The 20,924-nt window shown below is 69.3% G+C and carries 22 protein-coding genes and 1 tRNA gene; 12 read left to right on the top strand and 11 right to left on the bottom strand.

What is annotated here, in order from left to right; genetic code table 11:
- Positions 1-325: 325 nt before the first annotated feature.
- On the bottom strand, positions 326-802 hold the full coding sequence (locus ABZ656_RS35510) for a type II toxin-antitoxin system PemK/MazF family toxin (RefSeq protein WP_101404927.1): 477 nt from the start codon (positions 800-802) through the stop codon (positions 326-328).
- 260 nt (positions 803-1,062) lie between these two features.
- Between ABZ656_RS35510 and ABZ656_RS35505 the strand changes: the two genes are divergently transcribed.
- On the top strand, positions 1,063-1,815 hold the full coding sequence (locus ABZ656_RS35505) for an MBL fold metallo-hydrolase (protein ID WP_360273543.1): 753 nt from the start codon (positions 1,063-1,065) through the stop codon (positions 1,813-1,815).
- Between the two features lie 82 nt (positions 1,816-1,897).
- On the opposite strand, the gene ABZ656_RS35500 is transcribed toward ABZ656_RS35505, so the two are convergent.
- Together ABZ656_RS35500 and ABZ656_RS35495 are read right to left on the bottom strand one after the other, a co-directional pair.
- The gene (locus tag ABZ656_RS35500) at positions 1,898-3,148 is read right to left on the bottom strand and encodes a PTS transporter subunit EIIC (protein ID WP_360273540.1); all 1,251 of its coding nucleotides are present in this window, start codon (positions 3,146-3,148) and stop codon (positions 1,898-1,900) included.
- Between the two features lie 228 nt (positions 3,149-3,376).
- Positions 3,377-4,666 (bottom strand): PTS transporter subunit EIIC, encoded by a 1,290-nt coding sequence (locus ABZ656_RS35495; RefSeq protein ID WP_360273537.1) that lies wholly within the window; start codon positions 4,664-4,666, stop codon positions 3,377-3,379.
- Between the two features lie 174 nt (positions 4,667-4,840).
- Here ABZ656_RS35495 and ABZ656_RS35490 point away from each other — a divergent pair, with 174 nt between their 5' ends.
- From ABZ656_RS35490 to rdgB, 4 genes are all read left to right on the top strand, one after another.
- On the top strand, positions 4,841-5,074 hold the full coding sequence (locus tag ABZ656_RS35490) for a PTS glucose/sucrose transporter subunit IIB (RefSeq protein WP_360273534.1): 234 nt from the start codon (positions 4,841-4,843) through the stop codon (positions 5,072-5,074).
- 156 nt (positions 5,075-5,230) lie between these two features.
- The gene (gene rph / locus ABZ656_RS35485) at positions 5,231-5,965 is read left to right on the top strand and encodes a ribonuclease PH (RefSeq protein WP_101404931.1); all 735 of its coding nucleotides are present in this window, start codon (positions 5,231-5,233) and stop codon (positions 5,963-5,965) included.
- Between the two features lie 124 nt (positions 5,966-6,089).
- Positions 6,090-6,482, top strand: coding sequence for a hypothetical protein (locus ABZ656_RS35480; protein WP_101404932.1), 393 nt, complete (start codon positions 6,090-6,092; stop codon positions 6,480-6,482).
- 34 nt (positions 6,483-6,516) lie between these two features.
- Positions 6,517-7,119 carry an RdgB/HAM1 family non-canonical purine NTP pyrophosphatase gene (rdgB, locus tag ABZ656_RS35475; RefSeq protein WP_360273529.1) on the top strand — a complete coding sequence of 201 codons (603 nt, stop codon included), beginning with the start codon at positions 6,517-6,519 and terminating at the stop codon, positions 7,117-7,119.
- A gap of 52 nt (positions 7,120-7,171) precedes the next feature.
- Here the strand turns inward: rdgB and ABZ656_RS35470 are convergent.
- The 3 genes from ABZ656_RS35470 to ABZ656_RS35460 form a co-directional block, all read right to left on the bottom strand.
- Positions 7,172-7,248: transfer RNA gene (locus tag ABZ656_RS35470), tRNA-Leu, on the bottom strand.
- A gap of 17 nt (positions 7,249-7,265) precedes the next feature.
- On the bottom strand, positions 7,266-7,967 hold the full coding sequence (locus ABZ656_RS35465; protein WP_360273526.1) for an HNH endonuclease signature motif containing protein: 702 nt from the start codon (positions 7,965-7,967) through the stop codon (positions 7,266-7,268).
- Positions 7,964-8,617 carry an HNH endonuclease gene (locus tag ABZ656_RS35460; RefSeq protein WP_360273523.1) on the bottom strand — a complete coding sequence of 218 codons (654 nt, stop codon included), beginning with the start codon at positions 8,615-8,617 and terminating at the stop codon, positions 7,964-7,966. The genes ABZ656_RS35465 and ABZ656_RS35460 overlap by 4 nt, the downstream gene beginning before the upstream one ends.
- A gap of 182 nt (positions 8,618-8,799) precedes the next feature.
- Between ABZ656_RS35460 and ABZ656_RS35455 the strand changes: the two genes are divergently transcribed.
- Entirely contained in the window at positions 8,800-9,285 is a 486-nt protein-coding gene (locus ABZ656_RS35455) for a GNAT family N-acetyltransferase (RefSeq protein ID WP_360273520.1), read from the top strand.
- Between the two features lie 33 nt (positions 9,286-9,318).
- On the opposite strand, the gene sugE is transcribed toward ABZ656_RS35455, so the two are convergent.
- The 3 genes from sugE to ABZ656_RS35440 form a co-directional block, all read right to left on the bottom strand.
- A complete protein-coding gene (gene sugE, locus ABZ656_RS35450; RefSeq protein WP_360273517.1) occupies positions 9,319-9,639 on the bottom strand; it encodes a quaternary ammonium compound efflux SMR transporter SugE in 321 nt (106 codons plus the stop codon).
- 176 nt (positions 9,640-9,815) lie between these two features.
- Complete coding sequence (locus ABZ656_RS35445) at positions 9,816-10,172, bottom strand: co-chaperone GroES (RefSeq protein WP_054229709.1); 357 nt, start codon at positions 10,170-10,172, stop codon at positions 9,816-9,818.
- A 92-nt stretch (positions 10,173-10,264) separates the two neighbouring features.
- Positions 10,265-10,603, bottom strand: coding sequence for a DUF3618 domain-containing protein (locus tag ABZ656_RS35440; RefSeq protein WP_101404938.1), 339 nt, complete (start codon positions 10,601-10,603; stop codon positions 10,265-10,267).
- A 145-nt stretch (positions 10,604-10,748) separates the two neighbouring features.
- On the opposite strand from ABZ656_RS35440, the gene bcp reads away from it, so the two are divergent.
- A complete protein-coding gene (gene bcp / locus ABZ656_RS35435) occupies positions 10,749-11,216 on the top strand; it encodes a thioredoxin-dependent thiol peroxidase (protein ID WP_067379715.1) in 468 nt (155 codons plus the stop codon).
- 95 nt (positions 11,217-11,311) lie between these two features.
- On the opposite strand, the gene ABZ656_RS35430 is transcribed toward bcp, so the two are convergent.
- Entirely contained in the window at positions 11,312-13,807 is a 2,496-nt protein-coding gene (locus tag ABZ656_RS35430) for a transglycosylase domain-containing protein (RefSeq protein WP_360273512.1), read from the bottom strand.
- Between the two features lie 209 nt (positions 13,808-14,016).
- On the opposite strand from ABZ656_RS35430, the gene ABZ656_RS35425 reads away from it, so the two are divergent.
- The 4 genes from ABZ656_RS35425 (at position 14,017) to ABZ656_RS35410 (ending at position 17,651) form a co-directional block, all read left to right on the top strand.
- The gene (locus ABZ656_RS35425; RefSeq protein ID WP_180362496.1) at positions 14,017-14,817 is read left to right on the top strand and encodes an ABC-2 family transporter protein; all 801 of its coding nucleotides are present in this window, start codon (positions 14,017-14,019) and stop codon (positions 14,815-14,817) included.
- A gap of 76 nt (positions 14,818-14,893) precedes the next feature.
- On the top strand, positions 14,894-15,727 hold the full coding sequence (locus ABZ656_RS35420; protein ID WP_360273559.1) for an ABC transporter permease: 834 nt from the start codon (positions 14,894-14,896) through the stop codon (positions 15,725-15,727).
- 6 nt (positions 15,728-15,733) lie between these two features.
- Complete coding sequence (locus ABZ656_RS35415) at positions 15,734-16,735, top strand: ATP-binding cassette domain-containing protein (RefSeq protein ID WP_180362497.1); 1,002 nt, start codon at positions 15,734-15,736, stop codon at positions 16,733-16,735.
- A 10-nt stretch (positions 16,736-16,745) separates the two neighbouring features.
- Positions 16,746-17,651 (top strand): DUF1707 domain-containing protein, encoded by a 906-nt coding sequence (locus ABZ656_RS35410; protein ID WP_101404942.1) that lies wholly within the window; start codon positions 16,746-16,748, stop codon positions 17,649-17,651.
- Between the two features lie 115 nt (positions 17,652-17,766).
- On the opposite strand, the gene ABZ656_RS35405 is transcribed toward ABZ656_RS35410, so the two are convergent.
- Positions 17,767-19,101, bottom strand: a complete 1,335-nt coding sequence (locus tag ABZ656_RS35405) for an SGNH/GDSL hydrolase family protein (protein WP_101404943.1) — start codon at positions 19,099-19,101, stop codon at positions 17,767-17,769.
- A 296-nt stretch (positions 19,102-19,397) separates the two neighbouring features.
- Here ABZ656_RS35405 and ABZ656_RS35400 point away from each other — a divergent pair, with 296 nt between their 5' ends.
- Complete coding sequence (locus ABZ656_RS35400; protein ID WP_101404944.1) at positions 19,398-20,825, top strand: DUF445 domain-containing protein; 1,428 nt, start codon at positions 19,398-19,400, stop codon at positions 20,823-20,825.
- Positions 20,826-20,924 lie beyond the last annotated feature (99 nt).

The raw sequence follows: 20,924 nt of genomic DNA, 5'->3' as shown, positions 1-20,924 counted from the left end.
CCAGGACGCCTTCGCGGCCGCGCCGTCCGCCGAGTACGGGAGCGGGTGCGGGACGGGTTGCCCACCCCGCCGCCCTTGCCCCTCCCATCCTCACCAGGGGGCCCCGCTCCTCACCAGGGGGCTCCGCCCTCGAACCCCCGATCGGCCCGAACGGCCTCGTCCTCAAGCGCCGGACGGGCTGAAGGATGCGCGCCGGCGCTCTTGAGGGGCGCGGGGAACTGCGCGACCAGCCCTCACTCACCCGCAGCCGAAAGACCGCCTCACGGGGCCTGGGGCGGAGCCCAGGGGAGGGGACGGGCAGGGGCGGCGGGGGCGAGAGACAGCCTCAGCCGGCCAGGTAGCGGACCTGGTCCCAGAGCACCGGATCCACCACCCCCACCCGCCGCCGGAACTCCCACAAGGGCACCTCGCGCAGCTCATCCGTCTCCAGGAAGCTCGCCCGCCCATGCGCGTCGCCGACGGCACCCGGCGGCAGCGGAATCACCCCGGCCCGCTCGTCGTGGTACTTGCTCGTGATCTTCGCGACGGTCACCCGTTCTCCCCGCACGGCCAGCACCAGACACGGCCGGTCCTTCTCCCCGGGCCCGTCCTCGTACGGAACCTTCGCCCACCAGATCTCCGCCGGCCGCGGCCGGGGTATCCGCAGCCGTTCCCGCCGCCCGGCCGACGGCCGCCCGGGCGGCCGAGTCCGACGGGCGGCCCGGTCTCCTCGGCGCCCACGGCGCCCCCAGCCGTCCACCAGCGTCGCGACCAGCGCGAGCAGCACAACGGCCGCCAACGCGAGCCACCAGGACGTGTCCATACCAAAGAAGGTACCGGCGCGCACTCCGCCTCGCCCCCTGCCCGCGGGACCCAGGCATCCGACCTCCGGTCGACCATCCATCCGAACCGGTGACACCACAGGTGAGTTCGCCCACAACGGCCCCTGGTGGAGGAGCGACCCGCCCTTTTGCGCCTTACGCTCGACGGACCGCACGACCCCCGTTCCCGTATCTGCATCCGAGTACCTGCACCCCGCATCTACTCTCTGCACTTCCTGTCAGCGCGGAGGTTCCAGCTCTTATGAAGCTCACCGTCGTCGGCTGCTCGGGGTCGTTCCCGTCCGCGGAATCGGCCTGCTCGAGCTACCTCGTAGAGGCCGACGGCTTCAGGCTGCTTCTCGACATGGGCAATGGTGCCCTTGGCGAGCTGCAGCGCCACTGCGGTCTCTACGACCTCGACGCGATCTTCCTCAGTCATCTGCACGCCGACCACTGCATCGACATGTGCGCGTACTTCGTCGCGCGCTACTACCGCCACGACGGCGGTCGCTGCGACCCGCTCCCCGTCTACGGACCCGAGGGCACGGAACAGCGACTGACCACCGCGTACGCGGACACTCCCACCGCCTCCTCGATGAGCGAGGTCTTCGACTTCCACACCGTCAAACCGGGCACGTTCGAGATCGGCCCGTTCACCGTGCACACGGAGCGGGTGCGCCATCCCGTGGAGGCGTACGGCATCCGTATCGAACACGGCGGGAAGTCGCTGACGTACTCCGGGGACACCGGCGTCACCGACGCGCTGGACGAACTCGCCCGGGACACCGACCTGTTCCTCTGCGAGGCCGCGTTCACGCACGGCAAGGAGAACATCCCCGACCTGCACCTCAACGGCCGCGAGGCGGGTGAGAGCGCCGACCGCGCCGGCGCCCGCCGCCTGCTGCTCACCCACATCCCGCCGTGGACGGACCCCCGGATCAACCTGGCCGACGCCCGCGCGGTGTACTCGGGCCCGGTGGATCTGGCGACGCCCCGGATGTCGTACGAGATCTGAGTCTCCGGGTACGCGAAGGCCGTACGCGAAGGCCCCCGGAACCGACTGGTTCCGGGGGCCTTCGGTCATACGGTCGGACGGCTCACGCCTTCGTGAGGTCCTCGACCTCCTCCTCGGGCTCGCGGCCCGGGGTGGCGAGGTCGAACTTGAGGATCGCGAAGCGGAAGACCACGTAGTAGATCACCGCGAAGACCAGGCCGATCGGGATGATCAGCCAGGGCTTGGTGGCCAGGTTCCAGTTGAGGAAGTAGTCGATGGCGCCTGCCGAGAAGCTGAAGCCGTGGTGGACGCCCAGGGCCCAGGTGACGGCCATCGAGAGCGCGGTCAGCACCGCGTGGATCACGTACAGGACCGGCGCGATGAACATGAACGAGAACTCGATCGGTTCGGTGATGCCGGTGACGAACGACGTCAGCGCAAGGGAGAGCATCATGCCGCCGACGGCCTTGCGGCGTTCGGGGCGGGCGCAGTGCGTGATGGCCAGGGCGGCGGCCGGGAGAGCGAACATCATGATGGGGAAGAAGCCCGTCATGAACTGGCCGGCGGTCGGGTCGCCGTGGAAGAAGCGCGGCAGGTCGCCGTGCCACACGGCGCCGGCGGAGTCCTTGTAGGTGCCGATCTCCTGCCAGGCCACTGTGTTGACGAACTGGTGCATGCCGACCGGGAGCAGCGCACGGTTGATGGCGCCGAAGATGCCCGCGCCGACGGCACCGAGTCCGGTCATCCACTCACCGAAGTTGGTGATGACGGCGCCGATGGGCTCCCAGACCAGACCGAAGAAGACACCGACGGCGGTGCCGATGAAGGCCATCAGGATCGGGACGAGCCGGCGGCCGTTGAAGAAGCCGAGCCAGTCGGGCAGCTTGGTGCGGTGGAAGCGCTGCCAGGTGACGGCGGCTATCAGGCCCATGATGATGCCGCCGAGGACCTTCGGGTCGTTGTACGTCGCGGCGACGTCCACACCCTTGGTGACCTTGGCGTCGGTGATGGGGAACGCGGTGAGTACGTTCTTGTAGACCAGGAAACCGACCAGCGCCGCCAGCGCGGTGGAACCGTCGGACTTCTTGGCGAAGCCGATGGCGATGCCGACGCAGAACAGCAGCGGCAGATTGCTGAAGACCGCGTCACCGGCGGTGGCGAAGACGGACGCCACCTTGTCCCAGCCGAGGCCGTCCTTGCCGAACACGTCCGGCTGGCCGAGGCGGAGCAGGATGCCCGCCGCAGGCAGCACGGCGATCGGCAGCTGTAGGCTCCGACCGACCTTCTGCAGGCCCTGGAACAGGCCGGATCCCCGCTTCTTCGCGGGAGCCGCCGATGCGGTGGCGGTGCTCATAGTTCCTCCATGTGCCGGCGCTGCCGGGGGACGGGAAGGTGAAAAAAGGGGGCGGGCAGCGGCCGCGTGGTCTACACCACTCAGTGGTGTAGACCTGTTGTAGCACGGTGAAGGCTGGATAAGGAACCCACGAATTTTGTAGCCTCGGCCATACCGGAAATACCCCCCGCATTCATGCCGAAGGGCCCCCGGGCCTGCAGGTCCGGGGGCCCTTCGGGCGGGGGAGGGCTACGCCTTGGTGAGGTCCTCGACCTCTTCCTCCGGCTCCCGTCCCGGCGTTCTGAGATCGAACCTGGTGATCGCGAAGCGGAAGATCACGTAGTACAGGACGGCGAAGCACAGCCCGATCGGGATGATCGCCCACGGTCTCGTCGCCAGGTTCCAGTTGATGACGTAGTCGATGAGACCGGCGGAGAAGCTGAAGCCGTCGTGCACGCCCAGCCCCCAGGTCACCGCCATGGAGACACCGGTGAGCAGCGCGTGGACGGCGTACAGCACCGGCGCGATGAACACGAAGGAGTACTCGATCGGTTCGGTGATGCCGGTGACGAACGACGTCAGCGCGAGGGAGAGCATCATGCCGCCGATCTCCTTGCGGCGGTGCGGCCTCGCGCAGTGGGTCATGGCCAGACAGGCGGCCGGCAGCGCGAACATCATGATGGGGAAGAAGCCCGAGGTGAATTGACCCGCGTTCGGGTCGCCCTGCAGGAACATGTTGATGTCACCGTGCACCACCGTCCCGTCCGGTGTGGTGTAGCTGCCGAACTGGAACCAGATGGGCACGTTCAGGAACTGGTGCAGGCCGATCACCAGCAGTGCGCGGTTGGCCACACCGAACATGCCCGCGCCCCACGCGCCCAGACTGACCAGCCAGTCGCTGAAGGTCTGCAGGGCGTCGCCGATCGGCGGCCAGATCCACAGGCACAGCGCGGCGAACACGATGGCGACGAACGACATGATGATCGGCACGAGCCGGCGCCCGTTGAAGAAGCCGAGCCAGTCGACCAGCCTGGTGCGGTGGAACCGCTGCCAGAAGTGGGCGGTCAGCAGCCCCATCACGATGCCGCCGAAGACCCCTGGATTCTGGTACGTGAACGCCGTCACGGAGGTGTCGGGCAGCTGGCAGCCGATGTTCTGGATGACCTTCGCCTGCTGCGCACAGCTCTCCGGGAACTGGTGCAGCACGCCGAAGTAGACGAGGAACCCCGCGACCGCCGCGAGCGCGGTGGAGCCGTCCGCCTTCTTGGCCATGCCGATGGACACACCCACGCAGAACAGCAGGGGCAGCCCCAGCGAGCCGTCGAGCAGCGCCCCGCCGGCGCCCTTCATGACCTTGGAGACGCTGTCCCAGCCGAGTCCGTCCGAGCCGAACATGTCGGGCTGGCCGAAGCGGTTGAGAATGCCCGCCGCCGGCAGCACCGCGATCGGCAGCTGAAGGCTGCGGCCCATCTTCTGCAGCCCCTGGAACAGCTTGTTCCAGCGGGCCCGTGCGGGCGCGGGGGCGCTGTCGGCACTCATGGGCGTCCTCCGGGCGGGGCCGGGTTGGCGACTGCCCGCCCACTGGTGTAGACCAGTCGACGAACGGTTGCGCTGTCGTGAACGCCATCATTCGGTACGCGCGACAGGGCCGCTCGCAAAGATGGGCCAACTGTGGGTTACTGCGACAAAGCGGTTCTGATCAGGGAGTAGGACATGGCCACGAAGGCTGAGAAGATCGTCGCCGGGCTCGGCGGCATCGACAACATCGAAGAGGTCGAGGGCTGCATCACCCGCCTGCGTACCGAGGTCGTGGACCCGGGCAAGGTCGACGAGGCCGCCCTGAAGGCCGCCGGCGCCCACGGCGTCGTCAAGATGGGCACCGCGATCCAGGTCGTCATCGGCACCGACGCCGACCCCATCGCCGCGGACATCGAAGACATGATGTGACCGAGAAGACGTGATGTGAACCGACGCGAACCGACGTGAGTCGATCTGGGTCGATGTGAGTCGAAGGGGCACCCTTGAGCCCCGTACCTCACCCTTCAGGGGCCGCTTCCACAACCGGAGGCGGCCCCTCGGCCGTATGCCGCTAGGCTCGACGTCATGTCTCGAATCGACGGCCGCACCCCCGAACAACTGCGCCCCATCACCATCCAGCGCGGCTGGAGCAAGCACGCCGAGGGCTCCGTCCTCGTCTCCTTCGGCGACACCAAGGTGTTCTGCACCGCCTCCGTCACCGAGGGCGTCCCGCGCTGGCGCAAGGGCAGCGGCGAGGGCTGGGTCACCGCCGAGTACTCCATGCTTCCCCGCGCCACGAACACCCGCGGAGACCGCGAGTCGGTGCGCGGCAAGATCGGCGGCCGTACGCACGAGATCTCGCGCCTCATCGGACGCTCCCTGCGCGCCGTCATCGACTACAAGGCGCTCGGCGAGAACACCATCGTCCTCGACTGCGACGTCCTCCAGGCCGACGGCGGCACGCGCACGGCGGCCATCACCGGCGCGTACGTGGCGCTGGCCGACGCGATCACCTGGGCGCAGGCCAAGAAGCTGGTCAAGCCCGGCCGCAAGCCCCTGACCGGCACCGTCTCCGCCGTCTCGGTCGGCATCGTCGGCGGGATCCCCCTCCTGGACCTCTGCTACGAGGAGGACGTGAAGGCCGACACCGACATGAACGTCGTCTGCACCGGCGACGGACGCTTCGTCGAGGTCCAGGGCACCGCGGAGGCCGAGCCCTTCGACCGCAAGGAGCTGAACGCCCTGCTCGACCTCGCCGTCTCCGGCTGCGACGAGCTCGCGGCGATCCAGCGGGCGGCCCTCGAGGCAACCGCGGAATAACCCTTCGCGTTCTTAGGGGTACGGGCGTACGGTCCAGCCGTGCGCCCCCGTCGGCCCCCGCACGGGCCGAGCCGACCGCGCCACGGGGTCGACCACACGTTTGTCCACGGGGAGGGACCGTTCCATGGCCGCGCGCCACCGACGCCGCACAGTCGCATTCGCCGTCGCCGCCGTATTCGTCGCCCTGCCGGCGGCCGTCGGCTGCGACGCCGTCAACAAGGCCCTGGACTGCGTCCAGACCGCCGACTCCATCGCCGACAGCGTCACCGACCTCCAGCAGGCCGTGGAGAACGCGGCGAACGACCCGACGCAGACCGACGAGTCCCTCAACGCGATCGAGAACAACCTCGACAAGATCGGCGACAAGACGGACAACGCCGACGTCAACAAGGCGGTCGACGACCTGAACAAGGCCGTCGGCAACGTCCGTACGGCCGTCAAGAACGGCGACCACACGCCCGACGTCAGCCCGGTCACCGACGCGGCCGGGGAACTGACGAAGGTCTGCACGCCGTGACGAGCGGCTTTCCGGCCCCTGGATACTGGTCCCCATGACCCGCCTGATCCTCGCCACCCGCAACGCCGGAAAGATCATCGAGCTGAAGGCGATCCTCGCCGACGCCGGTCTCTCCCATGACCTCGTCGGCGCGGACGCCTACCCGGACATCCCCGACGTCAGGGAAACCGGCGTCACCTTCGCCGAGAACGCCCTCCTCAAGGCCCACGCCCTGGCCCAGGCCACCGGCCTGCCCGCCGTCGCCGACGACTCCGGCCTCTGCGTGGACGTCCTGAACGGCGCCCCCGGCATCTTCTCCGCCCGCTGGGCAGGACGGCACGGGGACGATCGCGCGAACCTGGACCTTCTCCTGGCCCAGCTCTCGGACATCTCTGACGAACACCGGGGCGCCCACTTCGCCTGCGCGGCGGCGCTCGCCCTGCCGGACGGCAGGGAACGGGTCGTCGAGGGGCAGCTGAGGGGCACGTTGCGCCGCACCCCGACCGGCACGAACGGCTTCGGCTACGACCCGATCCTCCAGCCGGAGGGGGAGAAGCGGACGTGCGCGGAGCTCTCCCCCGATGAGAAGAACGCGATCAGCCACCGGGGGAAGGCGTTCCGGGGGCTGGTGCCGGTGGTTCGGGAGCTGTTGGGCTGAGGGCGCGTACGGCGAAGGCCCGGCTCGCGGGTGTGCGAGCCGGGCCTGGGCTTGGTGCGCCCGGTCGGATTCGAACCGACAACAGCTGGTTCCTAGGACCAGTCTCTCTGCCAATTGGAGTACAGGCGCGTGTACCGCGCCCTACTTTACTGGGCGAAGCCGACTGTTGGTGGAGCGATCCCCACTACGAGGTTCGCCGTCGCCCCCCCTCGACACCAGGTGCTGGTGATCGCGTGACAGTTGGGGCACAGCAAACGGAGGTTCTCCGGGCGGTCGTCGCTCCAGTCTCCGTTGATGTGGTCGACTTCCAGTGTCATGGGTTCTCCGAGCCACGCAGATTCAGTGCCACACTCGGCACATTGCTCGGGTATTCCGATTTGGCAGAGCGCTCGGCGTAACTGCGAAGTCCTTGTCCGGCGCTTCCCGCTGTGCTGGATCAGAGTGTCCTCCGGTCGTTTGGCAGGCGACGTACCTGGCCTTCCTCGCTGGTGTGCCTGCCCCAGGAAGTGAGTGGTTGGGAGGCATTCTTCAGTGATCCACTGGCGCAACATCGCGCGTTGGCTGGCGTTGTCCGGGCGGCCGAGGTGGCGAAGCGCTTCGGCGATGGAGAATGCACCTGCCACCGCCACGCGCAGTTCGTCAGACGTAGGCCGAGTCTGTTCGGTGTGGCTGCCGCAGTGCCGGAAGTGCGAGATGTCGATCCCGAAGTGAGCGAAGCGTCTCGTCAGGTAGCGCCGGAGGTAGCCGTATGGCTGGGTGCCGAAAAGGGCGATGACCTCGTCGATGTCGGAGCACTGTTCGGCGGCTTGCGTCATCCGCTCGCGGGTGTACTGCACACCACTGCTCATGAGGTGCCGCCCTTGGCGCGTCCCTTGGCGCGACCTCGGTAACTGTCCGTCGTGGAGTGGCAGTTGGGGCAGAGGAACCGGAGGTTCTCGATGCGGTTGTCACGCCAGTTGCCATCGATATGGTCGACCTCCAGGGGAGGTGGATGACCTCGCCAGGTCGGTTCCGTGCCACAGCGCGCGCAACGTTCGGGCACGCCCAGGGTCGTCATCGCCCGTTTGAGTCGGTCGCTCGGGATGCGCCGGGCATGACCAGCCGACTGCTCGACGAGCAAGGCCTCCGGTGTCCGAGGTCGTCTGGTCTCCCCACGTCGGGTTGGGACTTGGAAGTGCGAGGTGTCGATGCCGTACGCCTTGATCCGGCGGTGGATGTCGGTGTGGTGACCGCCCACCGCGTCGAGTCCGAGTCGGCGCAGCACGTCGTACACGCTTGTCGATGCGGAGACGACCGGTTCAAGGATCTCCTTGGTCCACCGCGCTCCCTCACGTTCGAAGTGAGAGGTGTCCACGCCGAGCTTCTTCATCCGCTCAAGGACGTACCGCCGCGTCGAACTCTTCGGATCAACCCCCAGTTTCGTCAACGCCTCCGACAACGTCCGCGACGACCTCGCCGCCTCCTCCAGGCGCTCCTTGGTGTACGGGCTGACCGGCATGGTTCCCCTCCGTTCCGGGCACACGTTCGTGGCCTCGTACGGAGTGACGAACCGTTTATCGGATGGTCACGTCCGGCTTTTGGTACTGTGCTGATCAGCAGTCAGGCCTTTCGGATTCGGACATGGCGTCCGCCCGGGAGGCTTTTTTCATGCCCGGGAACCGAAATCTTCGGAGGGGGACCATGTCCGACACGACCGTGCGCCTCGCCCACGCCACCGACCGCCCCGTACTCGACCGTCTCTGGGCGCTGTTCCAGCACGACCTGTCCGAGTTCCGGGGCGTGTTGCCCCGTCCGGACGGGTCGTTCCGCAGCGAGCGGCTGGACGCGGCGTTCGCGGACGGCGACCGGGTGCCGTATCTGGTGACGAGGGGGGAACACCCCGTCGGGTTCGTCTTCGTGCGGGGGCTGGACAGTCCGATCCGCGTGCTCAGCAGCTTCTTCGTGGTGCGCGGGGCGCGTCGGACGGGGGTCGGGCTGTGTGCCGTCCGTGAGGTCGTCGCCCGGCATCCGGGGCCGTGGGAGGTCGCCTTCCAGGACAACAACCCGGGCGCCGTGCGCTTCTGGCGCCGTGTCGCCGCCGATATCGCGGGCGACGCCTGGACGGAGGAGCGCAGGCCGGTACCGGGGCGACCGGACCTGGCTCCCGATGTGTGGATCTCGTTCTGACGCGGCGGGTCCGACGCGGCGGGAGTGGGTGTCTCAGTGCCCCGATGTCATCTTCAGGCCCACCACGGACACCACGAGCAGGCAGACGAAGAAGATGCGGGCGGCGGTCGCCGGTTCGCCGAGGACGAGCATGCCCAGGAGCGCCGCGCCGGCCGCGCCGATGCCCACCCAGACGCCGTAGGCGGTGCCGATGGGGAGGGACTTGGCGGCGTAGGAGAGGAGGACCATGCTCGCGACGATGCCCGCGCCGGTGAGGACGCTGGGGACGAGGCGGGTGAAGCCGTCGGTGTACTTCATGCCGATCGACCAGCCGACTTCGAGCAGACCGGCGACGAGCAGCAGGATCCAGGCCATGGGAGGCACCTCCGTGAGTGATCAACAGGGGTGCGTCGTCTTTGCCTGGGAGCTTTTTCGCTCTCCGCCCGGTACGGCGCGTCTCGTCGGGGCCTTCCAACGTCTTCCACGGTAGCAAAGCGCAGGCAAAAGGGGCTGGTGACCATGGTCACCAGCCCCGTCATGTCGGCTACGCCCTACAAATACAAGCCGGTCGAGTCCTCGGAGCCCTCGAAGCGGTCCGCCGCCACGGCGTGCAGGTCGCGCTCGCGCATCAGCACGTACGCGATCCCCCGCACCTCGACCTCGGCCCGGTCCTCGGGGTCGTACAGGACGCGGTCGCCCGGTTCCACCGTCCGTACGTTCTGCCCGACCGCGACGACCTCGGCCCAGGCGAGGCGTCGGCCGACGGCCGCCGTCGCGGGGATCAGGATCCCGCCGCCGGAACGCCGCTCGCCCTCGGCGGCGTCCTGCCGCACCAGCACGCGGTCGTGCAGCATCCGGATGGGCAACTTGTCGTGGTGGGGGGTCTGCTTGTCCCGATTGGCGCTCACGCCCAGAACCTACCTGCCTTTGAGCCGTCCGTACGCAGCCGGGTCGAGGCGAGTCGAGCCGGGATCGAGGTCCAGCCGGGGTCGAGCCGTTGTCAGCGCCTGCGTCGCCGTGAGCCCGCCACCATCAGGCCCACGACCCCGACCGTGACGAGTGCGAGGGGCACGATGCGCTCCAGGCGCGGCGCGCCGTCCTCGGTGACGAACTGCCCCTTCACATCGCCGACCACCCGGTTGACGCCGACGTAGGCGCGGCCGAGCGTGTGGTCGATCTGGGAGGCGACCTTGGCCTTGGCGTCGCCGACGATCGTCTTCGGGTGGACGCGCACGCCGATCTCGTCGAGCGTCTCGGCGAGTGTTTCGCGGCGGCGCTTGATGTCCGCCTCGATCTGCGCCGGAGTCCTGGTATCCGACGTTCTCGACGTATCCGACACCGCGCTGCCTCCGTGGTCGTGTTCCGATCTCTGCCTCTGTGCCGTCGACAGTCTGTCAGCTCGGGCCGCCGCTCACCCCTCGGCACCCCCATTACGCTCGTTCCCGTAGTTCCGTAAGCATTCACCCCGGCCACGTGAGGTACCGATGAGCGAGCGACTCCAGCCCGGCGACACCGCCCCCGCCTTCACCCTGCCCGACGCCGACGGCAACGAGGTCTCCCTCGCCGACCACAAGGGCCGCAAGGTCATCGTCTACTTCTACCCGGCCGCCCTGACCCCCGGCTGCACCAAGCAGGCCTGTGACTTCACGGACAACCTCGACGTGCTGGCCGGTGCCGGGTACGACGTCATCGGCGTCTCCCCGGACAAGCCCGAGAAGCTCGCGAAGTTCCGCGAGAAGGAGTCCCTGAAGGTCACCCTGGTCGGCGACCCCGACAAGACCGTCCTGGAGGCGTACGGCGCCTTCGGCGAGAAGAAGCTGTACGGCAAGACGGTCGTCGGCGTCATCCGCTCCACGGTGATCGTGGACGAGGAGGGCAAGGTCGAGCGGGCGCTGTACAACGTCAAGGCGACCGGGCACGTGGCGAAGATCATCAAGGATCTGGGTATCTGAGATTCCTGAACCGCGGTTTGTGAACCGCGGTTTGTGAACCTCTGTTCATGGATCCGCGGTTCCTGGATCCGCCGTTCGTCCCGCCCAGGCGCGGGTCACTGTTTTCGTGACGTCAGTCCGCTCAGTGGCCCCGCTCCCGCGGTCGTCCCCGCCGTACCGCCGCCGTCCGTGGTCCCGCCCGACGGGGCCGCGGTGTCGCCGCCGGTGGTGGTGCCCGCGTCCGTGGTGCCGCCGGTGGTCGTCCCGTCGGTCGTGCCGCCCCCGGTGGTGGCGCCGCCGTCCGTCTGGCCCTGCGTCTGGCCTTGGGTCTGGCCGTCCGTCTGGCCCTGGGTCTGGCCTTGGGTCTGGCCGTCCGTCTGGCCCTGGGTCTGCCCCTGGGTCTCGTCCGGGGGCGGGCTCTGGGTGGCCGTCCCGCCGGTGGCCTGGCCCCCGTTGTCCTGGCCGCCGGTGCCGGGGGTCTGGTCGGTGGGGCCGGTGCTCGGGAGCTGCTGCTCCTCCGCGCCGGGCTGGAGCTGGAGGTCGAAGTCCTTCGCGCTGCTGCCCTTGAGCGCGGCCTTCGTGTACTGCGCCCAGATCCGCGCCGGGTAGCCGCCGCCGTTGATGCGGGCCTGGCCGAGGGCGCCGTAGAGCGACTCGTGGGTGCCGGTGTCGGGGTCCTGGCCCATGACGGAGACGACGGTGGCGAGGTCGGGGGTGTAGCCCGCGAACCAGGCCGCCTGGTCCTCCTCCGCGGTGCCGGTCTTGCCCGCGGCGGGCCGGCCGGCGGCCAGCGCGGCGGTACCGGTGCCGCCCTCGACGACGCTCTGCAGGATGGACGTGGTGGTGTCGGCGGCCTCCCGGGGCACCGCCTGCTCGGTGTCCTGCTTGGGCAGGCTCACGGCCGACGTGCCGTCCTTGGTGACCTTCTCGACGAGCGTGTACGTGCCGTGCTTGCCGTGGTTGGCGAGTGTCGCGTACGCCTCCGCCATGTCGAGGACGCTGGCCGTGGACGGGCCGAGCGCGATGGACGGGGTGGCGGTCAGGTCGGGAGTGCTGGAGGGGATGCCGAGGGCTTCAGCGGTCTGCTTGACCTTGCCGGGGCCGACGTCGACGGCCATCTGCGCGTACACGGCGTTGACGGACTTGTCGGTGGCGGTGCGCACCGTGATGGGCCCGTACGAGATCTTGTCCTCGTTCTCGGGCGCGTACGAGCCACCGTTCCAGCCCTGCACGGGGCGCTTGTTGGTGCCGTCGTAGACCGCGTTCGGGGTGATCGTGCGGCCGTCCTGCGTCTGCGAGCCGTTCTGCACGGCCGAGGTGAACACGAGCGGCTTGAAGGTGGAGCCGACCTGGTAGTCACGGCGTGTCGCGTTGTTGACGTACTGCTTGGTGTAGTCGATGCCGCCGTACATCGCGACGACCTTGCCGGTGGCCGGGTCGATGGAGACGCCGCCGGCGCGGACGTACCGGTCGACCTTGCGGTTCTTCTTGTCGAGGTTCGACATCACCTGGTCGTTGACGGCCTTGACGAAGGCGTTCTGTCTGGACTTCTGGAGGGTGGTCGTGATGCGGTAGCCGCCGGTGGTCAGGGTGTCCTCGTCGATGATCTTGTTCGAGACGAGGTAGTCCTTGACCGCCTGCACCAGGTAGCCGCGCTGGCCCGACATGGCGGCCGCGACCACTTCCTGCTTGGGCTGCGGGAACGTGGCCTTGGCCCGGTCCGCCCGGGTCAGCCAGTTCTTCTTGACCATGCCGTCGAGGACGTAGTTCCAGCGGGCGACGGCCGCGGACTTGTTCTCGGGATGTGCGACCACGTCGTACTCGCTCGGCGCGTTCAGGAGCGCGGCGAGGTAGGCACCCTGACCGATCGTCAGGTTCTTGGCGTCGACGCCGTAGTACGCCTGGGCGGCGGCCTGGATGCCGTACGCGTTGCGGCCGTAGTAGCTGGTGTTGAGGTAGCCCTCGAGGATGTCGTCCTTGCTCTTCTGGCGGTCGAGCTTGATGGAGATGAAGAACTCCTTCACCTTCCGCGTGGCGGTCTGCTCCTGGCCCAGGTAGTAGTTCTTCACGTACTGCTGGGTGATCGTCGAACCGGACTGCTTGCCCTTGCCGGTGACGGTGTTCCAGCCCGCGCGGATCATCGCCTTCGGGTCGACGGCCGACTCGGTGTAGAAGTCGCGGTCCTCGGCGGCGAGCGCCGCGTGCTGGGCGTCCTCCGAGATCTCCGCGAGCGCCACGTTCTCGCGGTTGACCTCGCCGTCGCGGGCGAGCTGGCTGCCGTCCGCGTACAGGTAGACGTTGCTCTGCTTGGTCGCGGCGGCGTTCGCGGGCGGGATCTTGACCAAGTAGTAGCCGAGTGTGAACAGGCCGATCACGAGCAGTGTCGCGCCGAGGAACGTGCCGAGCACCATCCGCCAGGTCGGGATGAGCCGCCCCCAGCCCGTCCGCTTCCGCCTGGGCTTCTTCCCCGCCTTGCCCGGCGTCCCCGGCGCGTCCGTCCCACCCGGATCGCCGTCGCTGCCCGGCCCGCCCGGTGCCGCTTGGGGCGCCGGTTCCGGTTCCCTCGGGGCCCAGCCCTGGCTGTTCTGCTGCGGCTGCGGCTTGTCACTCATCTGTTCGCCGGACTCCTGTTTCGCATCGTACGTTCCCGTACGCCCTCATACGCCTGGTGCGCCCCCTGATGAAGACTGTCGCACCAAGCGTTCCGTTCCCGGATCCCGGCACGTGTCGCGCCTGAAAATGCCTGGCAGGCGAAGCCGGGCGGGGCTAGGCTCCTGCGCTTCGGCCACAACGGCCCTATTGACGCAAGGAGGACATCCTCGTGGGGACAGGGCGGTTGTACACGGCCGTCGCGGTGGGCGGGTTCCGGCGCTACGCCACTTACCGGACGGCGACGGCGGCGGGGGTGTTCACCAACACCGTCTTCGGGCTGATCCTGGCGTACGTCTTCATGGCGTTGTGGGACGAGAAACCGCACCTCGGCGGCTATGACCAGGCCCAGGCGCTCACCTATGTGTGGCTCTCCCAGGCGCTGCTCATGGCGATGGCGACGATGGGCGGCGGCTTCGAGGAGGAGCTGATCGAGCGCATCCGTACGGGTGACATCGCGATCGACCTGTACCGGCCCGCGGACCTCCAGTTGTGGTGGCTGTCCCAGGACGCGGGGCGGGCCGTGTTCCATCTGCTGGGGCGCGGAGTGGTGCCCCTGGCGTTCGGCGCGCTCTGCTTCGAACTGGCGCTCCCCGCCGACCCGCTGACCTGGATCGCGTTCCTGATCGCGGTCGCGCTCGGAATGGTCGTCAGCTTCTCGCTCCGCTACCTGGTGGCCCTGTCCGCGTTCTGGCTGCTCGACGGGGCGGGCGCGGCACAGATGTCCATGATCGCGGGTGTCTTCTGCTCGGGGATGCTGCTGCCGCTGAACGTCTTCCCGGGCGCGCTGGGCGAGGTCGTACGCGCCCTGCCCTGGTCGTCCCTGGTCCAGGGCCCCGCGGACGTTCTGCTCGGCACCGCGGACCCCCTCGCCACGTACGCCTTCCAGGCGAGCTGGGCGATGGGGCTGCTGGCCCTGGGCCGGCTGATCCAGTCGGTGGCGACACGGAGGGTGGTGGTGCAGGGTGGCTGACTCGGCGGAGGTACCGGCAACCTCACGGGGCTCAGGGGACTCGGTCACCTCCCGGGAGCCGGCGGCTTCGGCGGTCCTGGGTGCGCCACAGGGGACGTATGCCCGAGTGCGGGACGGAGTCCGCGCCTACCGGTTGATCGCCGGGATGTGGATCCGCTCCACGATGGCCTACCGCGCCTCCTTCGTGATGACCACCTTCGGGAACTTCGCGGCGACCGCCCTCGACTTCGTCGCCGTCCTGCTGATGTTCTCGCGGGTCGACCGGCTCGGCGGCTACAGCCTGCCCGAGGTCGCCTTCCTGTACGGCGTCTCGGCCACCTCCTTCGGGATCACGGACCTGGTGGTCGGCTCGATGGACCGGCTCGGGCGCCGGGTGCGCGACGGCACCCTCGACACGCTCCTCGTACGCCCCGTCCCCGTACTCGCCCAGGTCGCCGCCGACCGCTTCGCGCTGCGCCGCCTCGGCCGGGTCACCCAGGGGCTGATGGTCCTCGCGTACGCGATCGCCGTGCTCGACATCCACTGGACGCCGCTCCGACTGCTCATGGTCCCGCTGATGCTGCTCTGCGGCGCCGGCATCTTCTCGGCCGTGTTCGTGGCGGGCGGCGCCTTCCAGTTCATCGCGCAGGACGCCTCCGAGGTGCAGAACTCCTTCACCTACGGCGGCACCACGCTCCTGCAGTACCCGCCGACCGTCTTCGCCAAGGATCTGGTGCGCGGGGCCACCTTCGTGCTCCCGCTGGCCTTCGTGAACTGGCTGCCCGGACTGTACGTGCTGGGCCGGCCCTATCCGCTCGACCTGCCGACCTGGATCGCCTTCACCCCGCCCCTGGTCGCGGCGGGCTGCTGCGCGCTGGCGGGGGTCGCCTGGCGGGCGGGACTTCGTTCGTATCGCAGCACGGGGAGTTGAACCGACATGGAAACAGGCCTGATGACGGACCCGGTCAGGGATCCGGTGGGCGACTTCATCGAACTCGACGGCGTCGAGAAGGTCTTCGACGTCCGCAAGAAGACCGGCTTCCTGCGCAGCGAACGGCGCCGGGTACGGGCCGTGGACTCCCTCTCCTTCACCGTGGCGCGCGGTGAGATGGTCGGCTACATCGGCCCGAACGGCGCGGGCAAGTCGACCACCATCAAGATGCTCACCGGCATCCTCACCCCGAGCGCCGGCCGGCTGCGGGTGGCGGGCATCGACCCGTCGCGCGAGCGGACCCGCCTCGCGCAGCGCATCGGGGTTGTCTTCGGGCAGCGTACGACCCTGTGGTGGGACCTTCCGCTGATCGACTCCTACCGGCTGATGCACCGCATGTACCGGATCCCGGACGCCCGTTACCGCGAGAACCTCGACCGCTGTGTCGAACTCCTCGACCTGGAAGCCCTGTTGGACGTGCCGGTGCGCCAGCTTTCACTGGGGCAGCGGATGCGCGGCGACATCGGGGCGGCGCTGCTGCACGACCCCGAGGTCCTCTACCTCGACGAACCCACCATCGGCCTCGATGTGATCAGCAAGGCCAAGGTCCGTTCCTTCCTGCGGGACCTGAACGCCGAGCGCGGCACGACGGTGCTGCTGACCACGCACGACCTCACCGACATCGAGCAGCTGTGCCGGCGGGTGATGGTCATCGACCACGGGCGGCTGATGTACGACGGTCCGCTGACCGGGCTGCACGAGGTGGGGGAGAGCGAGCGGACCCTCGTGGTCGACCTGGAGCGGGAGCTCCCGCCGATCGAGGTGGACTCGGCGCGGGTGGTGAAGGTGGAGGGGCCCCGGCAGTGGCTCGCCTTCCCCGCGGCGGCGTCGGCCGCCGAGCTGGTGGCGCGGATCGCGGCCGAGTTCCCCCTGGTCGACCTCTCGGTGCGGGAGCCGGACATCGAGGCGGTCATCAGCCGCATGTACGCGGAGAAGGCTCTCTCGTAGGCTGGTTCCCATGACCGAGGATGCGCCTTCCAGGGGAAGCGACGACCAGCGACCGACGCCGCCTGACCCCGGATCCCCGAGCCCGGAGCTCCGGGCCTCCGACGCCGATCGTGAACGAGTCGCCGAACAGCTGCGGGACGCCCTCGCGGAGGGCCGCCTCGACATGGAGGAGTTCGAGGAGCGGCTGGAAGCGACGTTCAAGGCACGGACGTACAGGGAACTGGCGCCGCTCACTCGCGATCTGCCCGTCGTGCACGCCGTGACCCCGGTCTCCATGGTCAAGCAGCCCGAGGAGAGCGGGAGTTGGGCGGGGCGGATCGTCGGCGGCGAGGGCTCGTCCTCGTGGGGTGTCGCGATCCTGTCGGGCTTCGAGCGCAAGGGCCGCTGGACGGTCCCCAAGCGCTTCAACTCCTTCGCCTTCATGGGCGGCGGCGAGATCGACCTGCGCGAGGCGAACTTCGCGGACCGCGAGGTCGTCGTCAACGTCGTCGCCGTCATGGGCGGCGTGAACGTCATCGTGCCGCCGGGCGTCGAGGTCGTCGTCCGCGGCATCGGCATCATGGGCGGCTTCGACCACCGCGAGGAGGGGCGGGCCGGGGACCCGGGCGCTCCGCGCGTGATCGTCACGGGCTTCGCCTTCTGGGGCGGCGTCGGCGTGGAGCGCAAGCTGACCCGTGCCGAGCGGCTGCGCCTGAAGGAGGAGCGCCGACAGGAGAAGCTGGAGCGCAAGAGCGCCCGCAAGGAACTGGAGGGCTCACGGCGGGACGGCCTCGGCGACATGTTCGACGCCCTCGACGACGCCCACGACCTCATCCGCGAACGCCACGAGGAACGCAGGGAGCGCCAGGAGGAGCGCCGGGAACGGCACCGGGAGCGCAGGGACGAGCGGCATCGGCGGAGGCACGGCGGCTATTAGATTCCGGCTGAGTGGAGTGCCCCGCAAGAGGCGCGGGGCTGTGACATCGTGCGGCGGCTCCGCCGCGTGGGCGCGACCGGCCACGACGGCGCCGCAGTCGTAGAACGGCCGGACCTTACAGCTCCGCAGGCGCCGCCCCCTTCAGATCCCCGAGTTCGAACACCTCCGCCATCCGCTCGTACCCCTTGTCACTGGGATGCAGATGGTCCCCGGAGTCGTAATCGGACCGCAGCCGCCGCGGATCGTACGGATCCCGCAACGCCGCGTCGAAGTCGACGACGGCGTCGTACACCTTCCCCGCCCGGATCTCCGCGTTGACGGCCCGGCGTACGGCGTCACGCGACCGTGAGTACCCGCGGTGCCCGCCGAAGGGCATCAGCGTCGCCCCGACGACCCGCAGTCCGCGCGCATGTGCCCGCCGCACCATCTCCCGCAGCCCGTCGGTGACGGTCACCGGATCGACCTCACCCTGGTTGCGCAGGATGTCGTTGACGCCTAGGTCGATGACGACGGCCTTGACGTTCGTACGGCCGAGCACGTCGCGCTCGAGACGGTTCAGGCCGCTCGGGTTGTCGGCGGGCCGGCCGAGTCCTTCGGCCAGGACCTGGTTGCCGCTGATGCCCTGATTGACGACGCTGTAGCGAGGCAGGCCGCCGGAGCCGGCCGCGGCGCGCAGCCGGTCGGCGAGGACGTCCGTCCAGCGGTGGTTGGCGCCCTCCGTGGAGGTGATGCCGTCGGTGATCGAGTCGCCCAGGGCGACGACGGTGCCGACGGATTCGTCGCTCAGTACGTCGAGCGCGGTGAGGTAGCGCCAGTGCGGGGTCTGCTCGGTGTACGCGGTGGCGGTCACGTCCTCGGTGCGGTCGCCCTGGGCGGCGTACGAGATCTGCCGTGCGTGCGGGTGGTAGGTGACCGGGCCGGACGGGGCCGGGGAGTACGTGGTCACGAGGACGTCGGAGTCGCGCGGGATGCGCACGCGCACGGCGTCGCTCATGATCTGCGCTCCGGCCGGGACGATCACGGTGGTGCTGCCGGAGAAGGTGAGGCGGCGCATGGTGTCGGCCACCGCCGCCGCGTCGTTCTCGGCCGCGGCGACGGCGATCGAGGCGTGCGTGATGTTCAGCGGCTGCTGTCCGTAGAGGTTGGACAGGGTGATGCGGGCTTCGGTGCCGCCGACGTCCGTGTGCACGACGTTGCGCAGGGAGCGGCCCGCCATGCCGTTCGCCTCGGTGCCGGGCTCGGCTCCGGCGGGGGAGGCCGACCAGGTGCCGACCCAGGTGCCGGCGGAGGCGGGGGCGGCCGAGTCGCGCGGGGCGCGGTTGTCGGCGGTGGCGTCGCGGGTGCCGCCGGTGCCGTCGTCGGCGGCGACACCCACGTATATGGCTCCGGACATGGCCACGATCACGGCGATGACGGCGGCCAGCAGGGCATAACCATGACGCTTGGTCATGCGGTGCGTGTCTCCTCGGGCGAGGGGAGCCCGAGGCTCCGAAGTGATGATCACATGATGGGGTACTCGGTGGGGAGGAAAACGACGGGACCCCCCTCCCGCGGCCTCGAACGACCCGGAGACGCCCCGGAGGTGCCCCTGAGACGTCCCCGAGATTTCCCGGAGACGGCCCCAGGAATCCCCTGAGTTCCCCCCGTCCGAACAGACGCAGGGAACTCCTGTTCCGTTCCGGGAGTCGGTCAGGAAGGGACAATGTGTACGGAGCCCTCGGACGGCTCGGCGAACGGGTGGAGTGAATGGAACGAACAGAACCGGAAGACGCGGGCGCCGAAGGGCAGTCCGCCCGGCCCGGCGCCCCCGGCAACCGCGCGACGACCGCCGTCGACCAGGCCGAACGCACGACGACCGGCCCCCGCCGGGAGCGGCACGCGACGACAGCCCCCGGCCCGACGAACCGCGCGATGACCTCGTTCAGCCCCGCCGACGAGGAGAAGCGTCGCGGTGTCCGCCAGATGAAACTGACGGCCACCGGCCTGCTGCTCTTCGTCGCCCTCGTGTACGTCCTCGCGAAATGGGCGTCCCACGAGGGCGCCGGTCCCTGGGCCGGTTATGTCGCGGCGGCCGCCGAGGCCGGCATGGTCGGCGCGCTCGCCGACTGGTTCGCGGTCACGGCCCTCTTCCGCCACCCGCTCGGCCTGCCCATCCCGCACACCGCGATCATCCCCACCAAGAAGGACCAGCTGGGCGTCTCGCTCGGCGAGTTCGTGGGCGAGAACTTCCTCTCCTCCGACGTCGTACGACAGCGCCTGCGCGCCGTGGGCATCGGCAGCCGTCTCGGTGCCTGGCTCGCCGAACCGGAGCACGCCGACCGGGTCACCGCCGAGCTCGCCACCGCGCTCAGAGGCGCCCTGACCGTGCTGCGCGACTCCGACGTGCAGGCGGTGGTCGGAGAGGCGATCACCCGCCGCGCCGACGCCCAGGAGATCGCGCCCGGCATAGGGAAGATGCTGGAGAAGATCGTCGCGGACGGCGGCCACAAGCGGGTCGTGGACCTGGTCTGCATCCGCGCCCACGACTGGCTGGTGCTCCACGACGAGCAGGTCATGGACGCGATCCAGGGCGGCGCGCCCGGCTGGACCCCGCGCTTCGTCGACAAGAAGGTCGGCGAGCGGGTCTACAAGGAGCTGCTCCGCTTCGTCACCGAGATGCGCGACGCCCCCTCCCACCCGGCCCGCGGCGCCCTCGACCGCTTCCTCACCGACTTCGCCTCCGACCTCCAGTCCGACACCGACACCCGCGCGCGCGTGGAGCGCCTGAAGGGTGAGGTGCTGGGCCGCGGCGAGGTCAAGGACCTGATCGCCTCCGCCTGGACGGCCGTACGGTCCATGATCGTGTCCGCCGCCGAGGACGAGCGCAGTGAGCTGCGGCTGCGCGTGCGGGCCTCCCTGCTCTCGCTGGGCGCCCGCATGGCCACCGATCCCAAGCTCCAGGCCAAGGTCGACCGGTGGGTCGAGGGCGCGGCGGTGTACGTGGTGACGACGTACCGGACCGAGATCACCTCCCTCATCACCGACACGGTGGCCGGCTGGGACGCCGAGCACACGACCAGGAAGATCGAGGCCCACATCGGCCGTGACCTGCAGTTCATCCGGATCAACGGCACGGTGGTGGGCTCGTTGGCCGGGTTGCTGATCTTCACGGTGTCGCGGATCGTGGGGGCGTAGATCCCCCTAGGTCCTGTCGTCAAATTCCCGTCGTCCGCCCGGAGGGCGGGCCCTGCGGCGTCAGGTGCGTGCTCTCGGCGTGCCGGGCACAGGCCCTCG

Origin of the sequence: Streptomyces sp. NPDC007095, assembly GCF_040634475.1 — a bacterium.
GTDB lineage: Bacteria > Actinomycetota > Actinomycetes > Streptomycetales > Streptomycetaceae > Streptomyces.
This window is presented reverse-complemented; position numbering and strand designations above follow the sequence as displayed.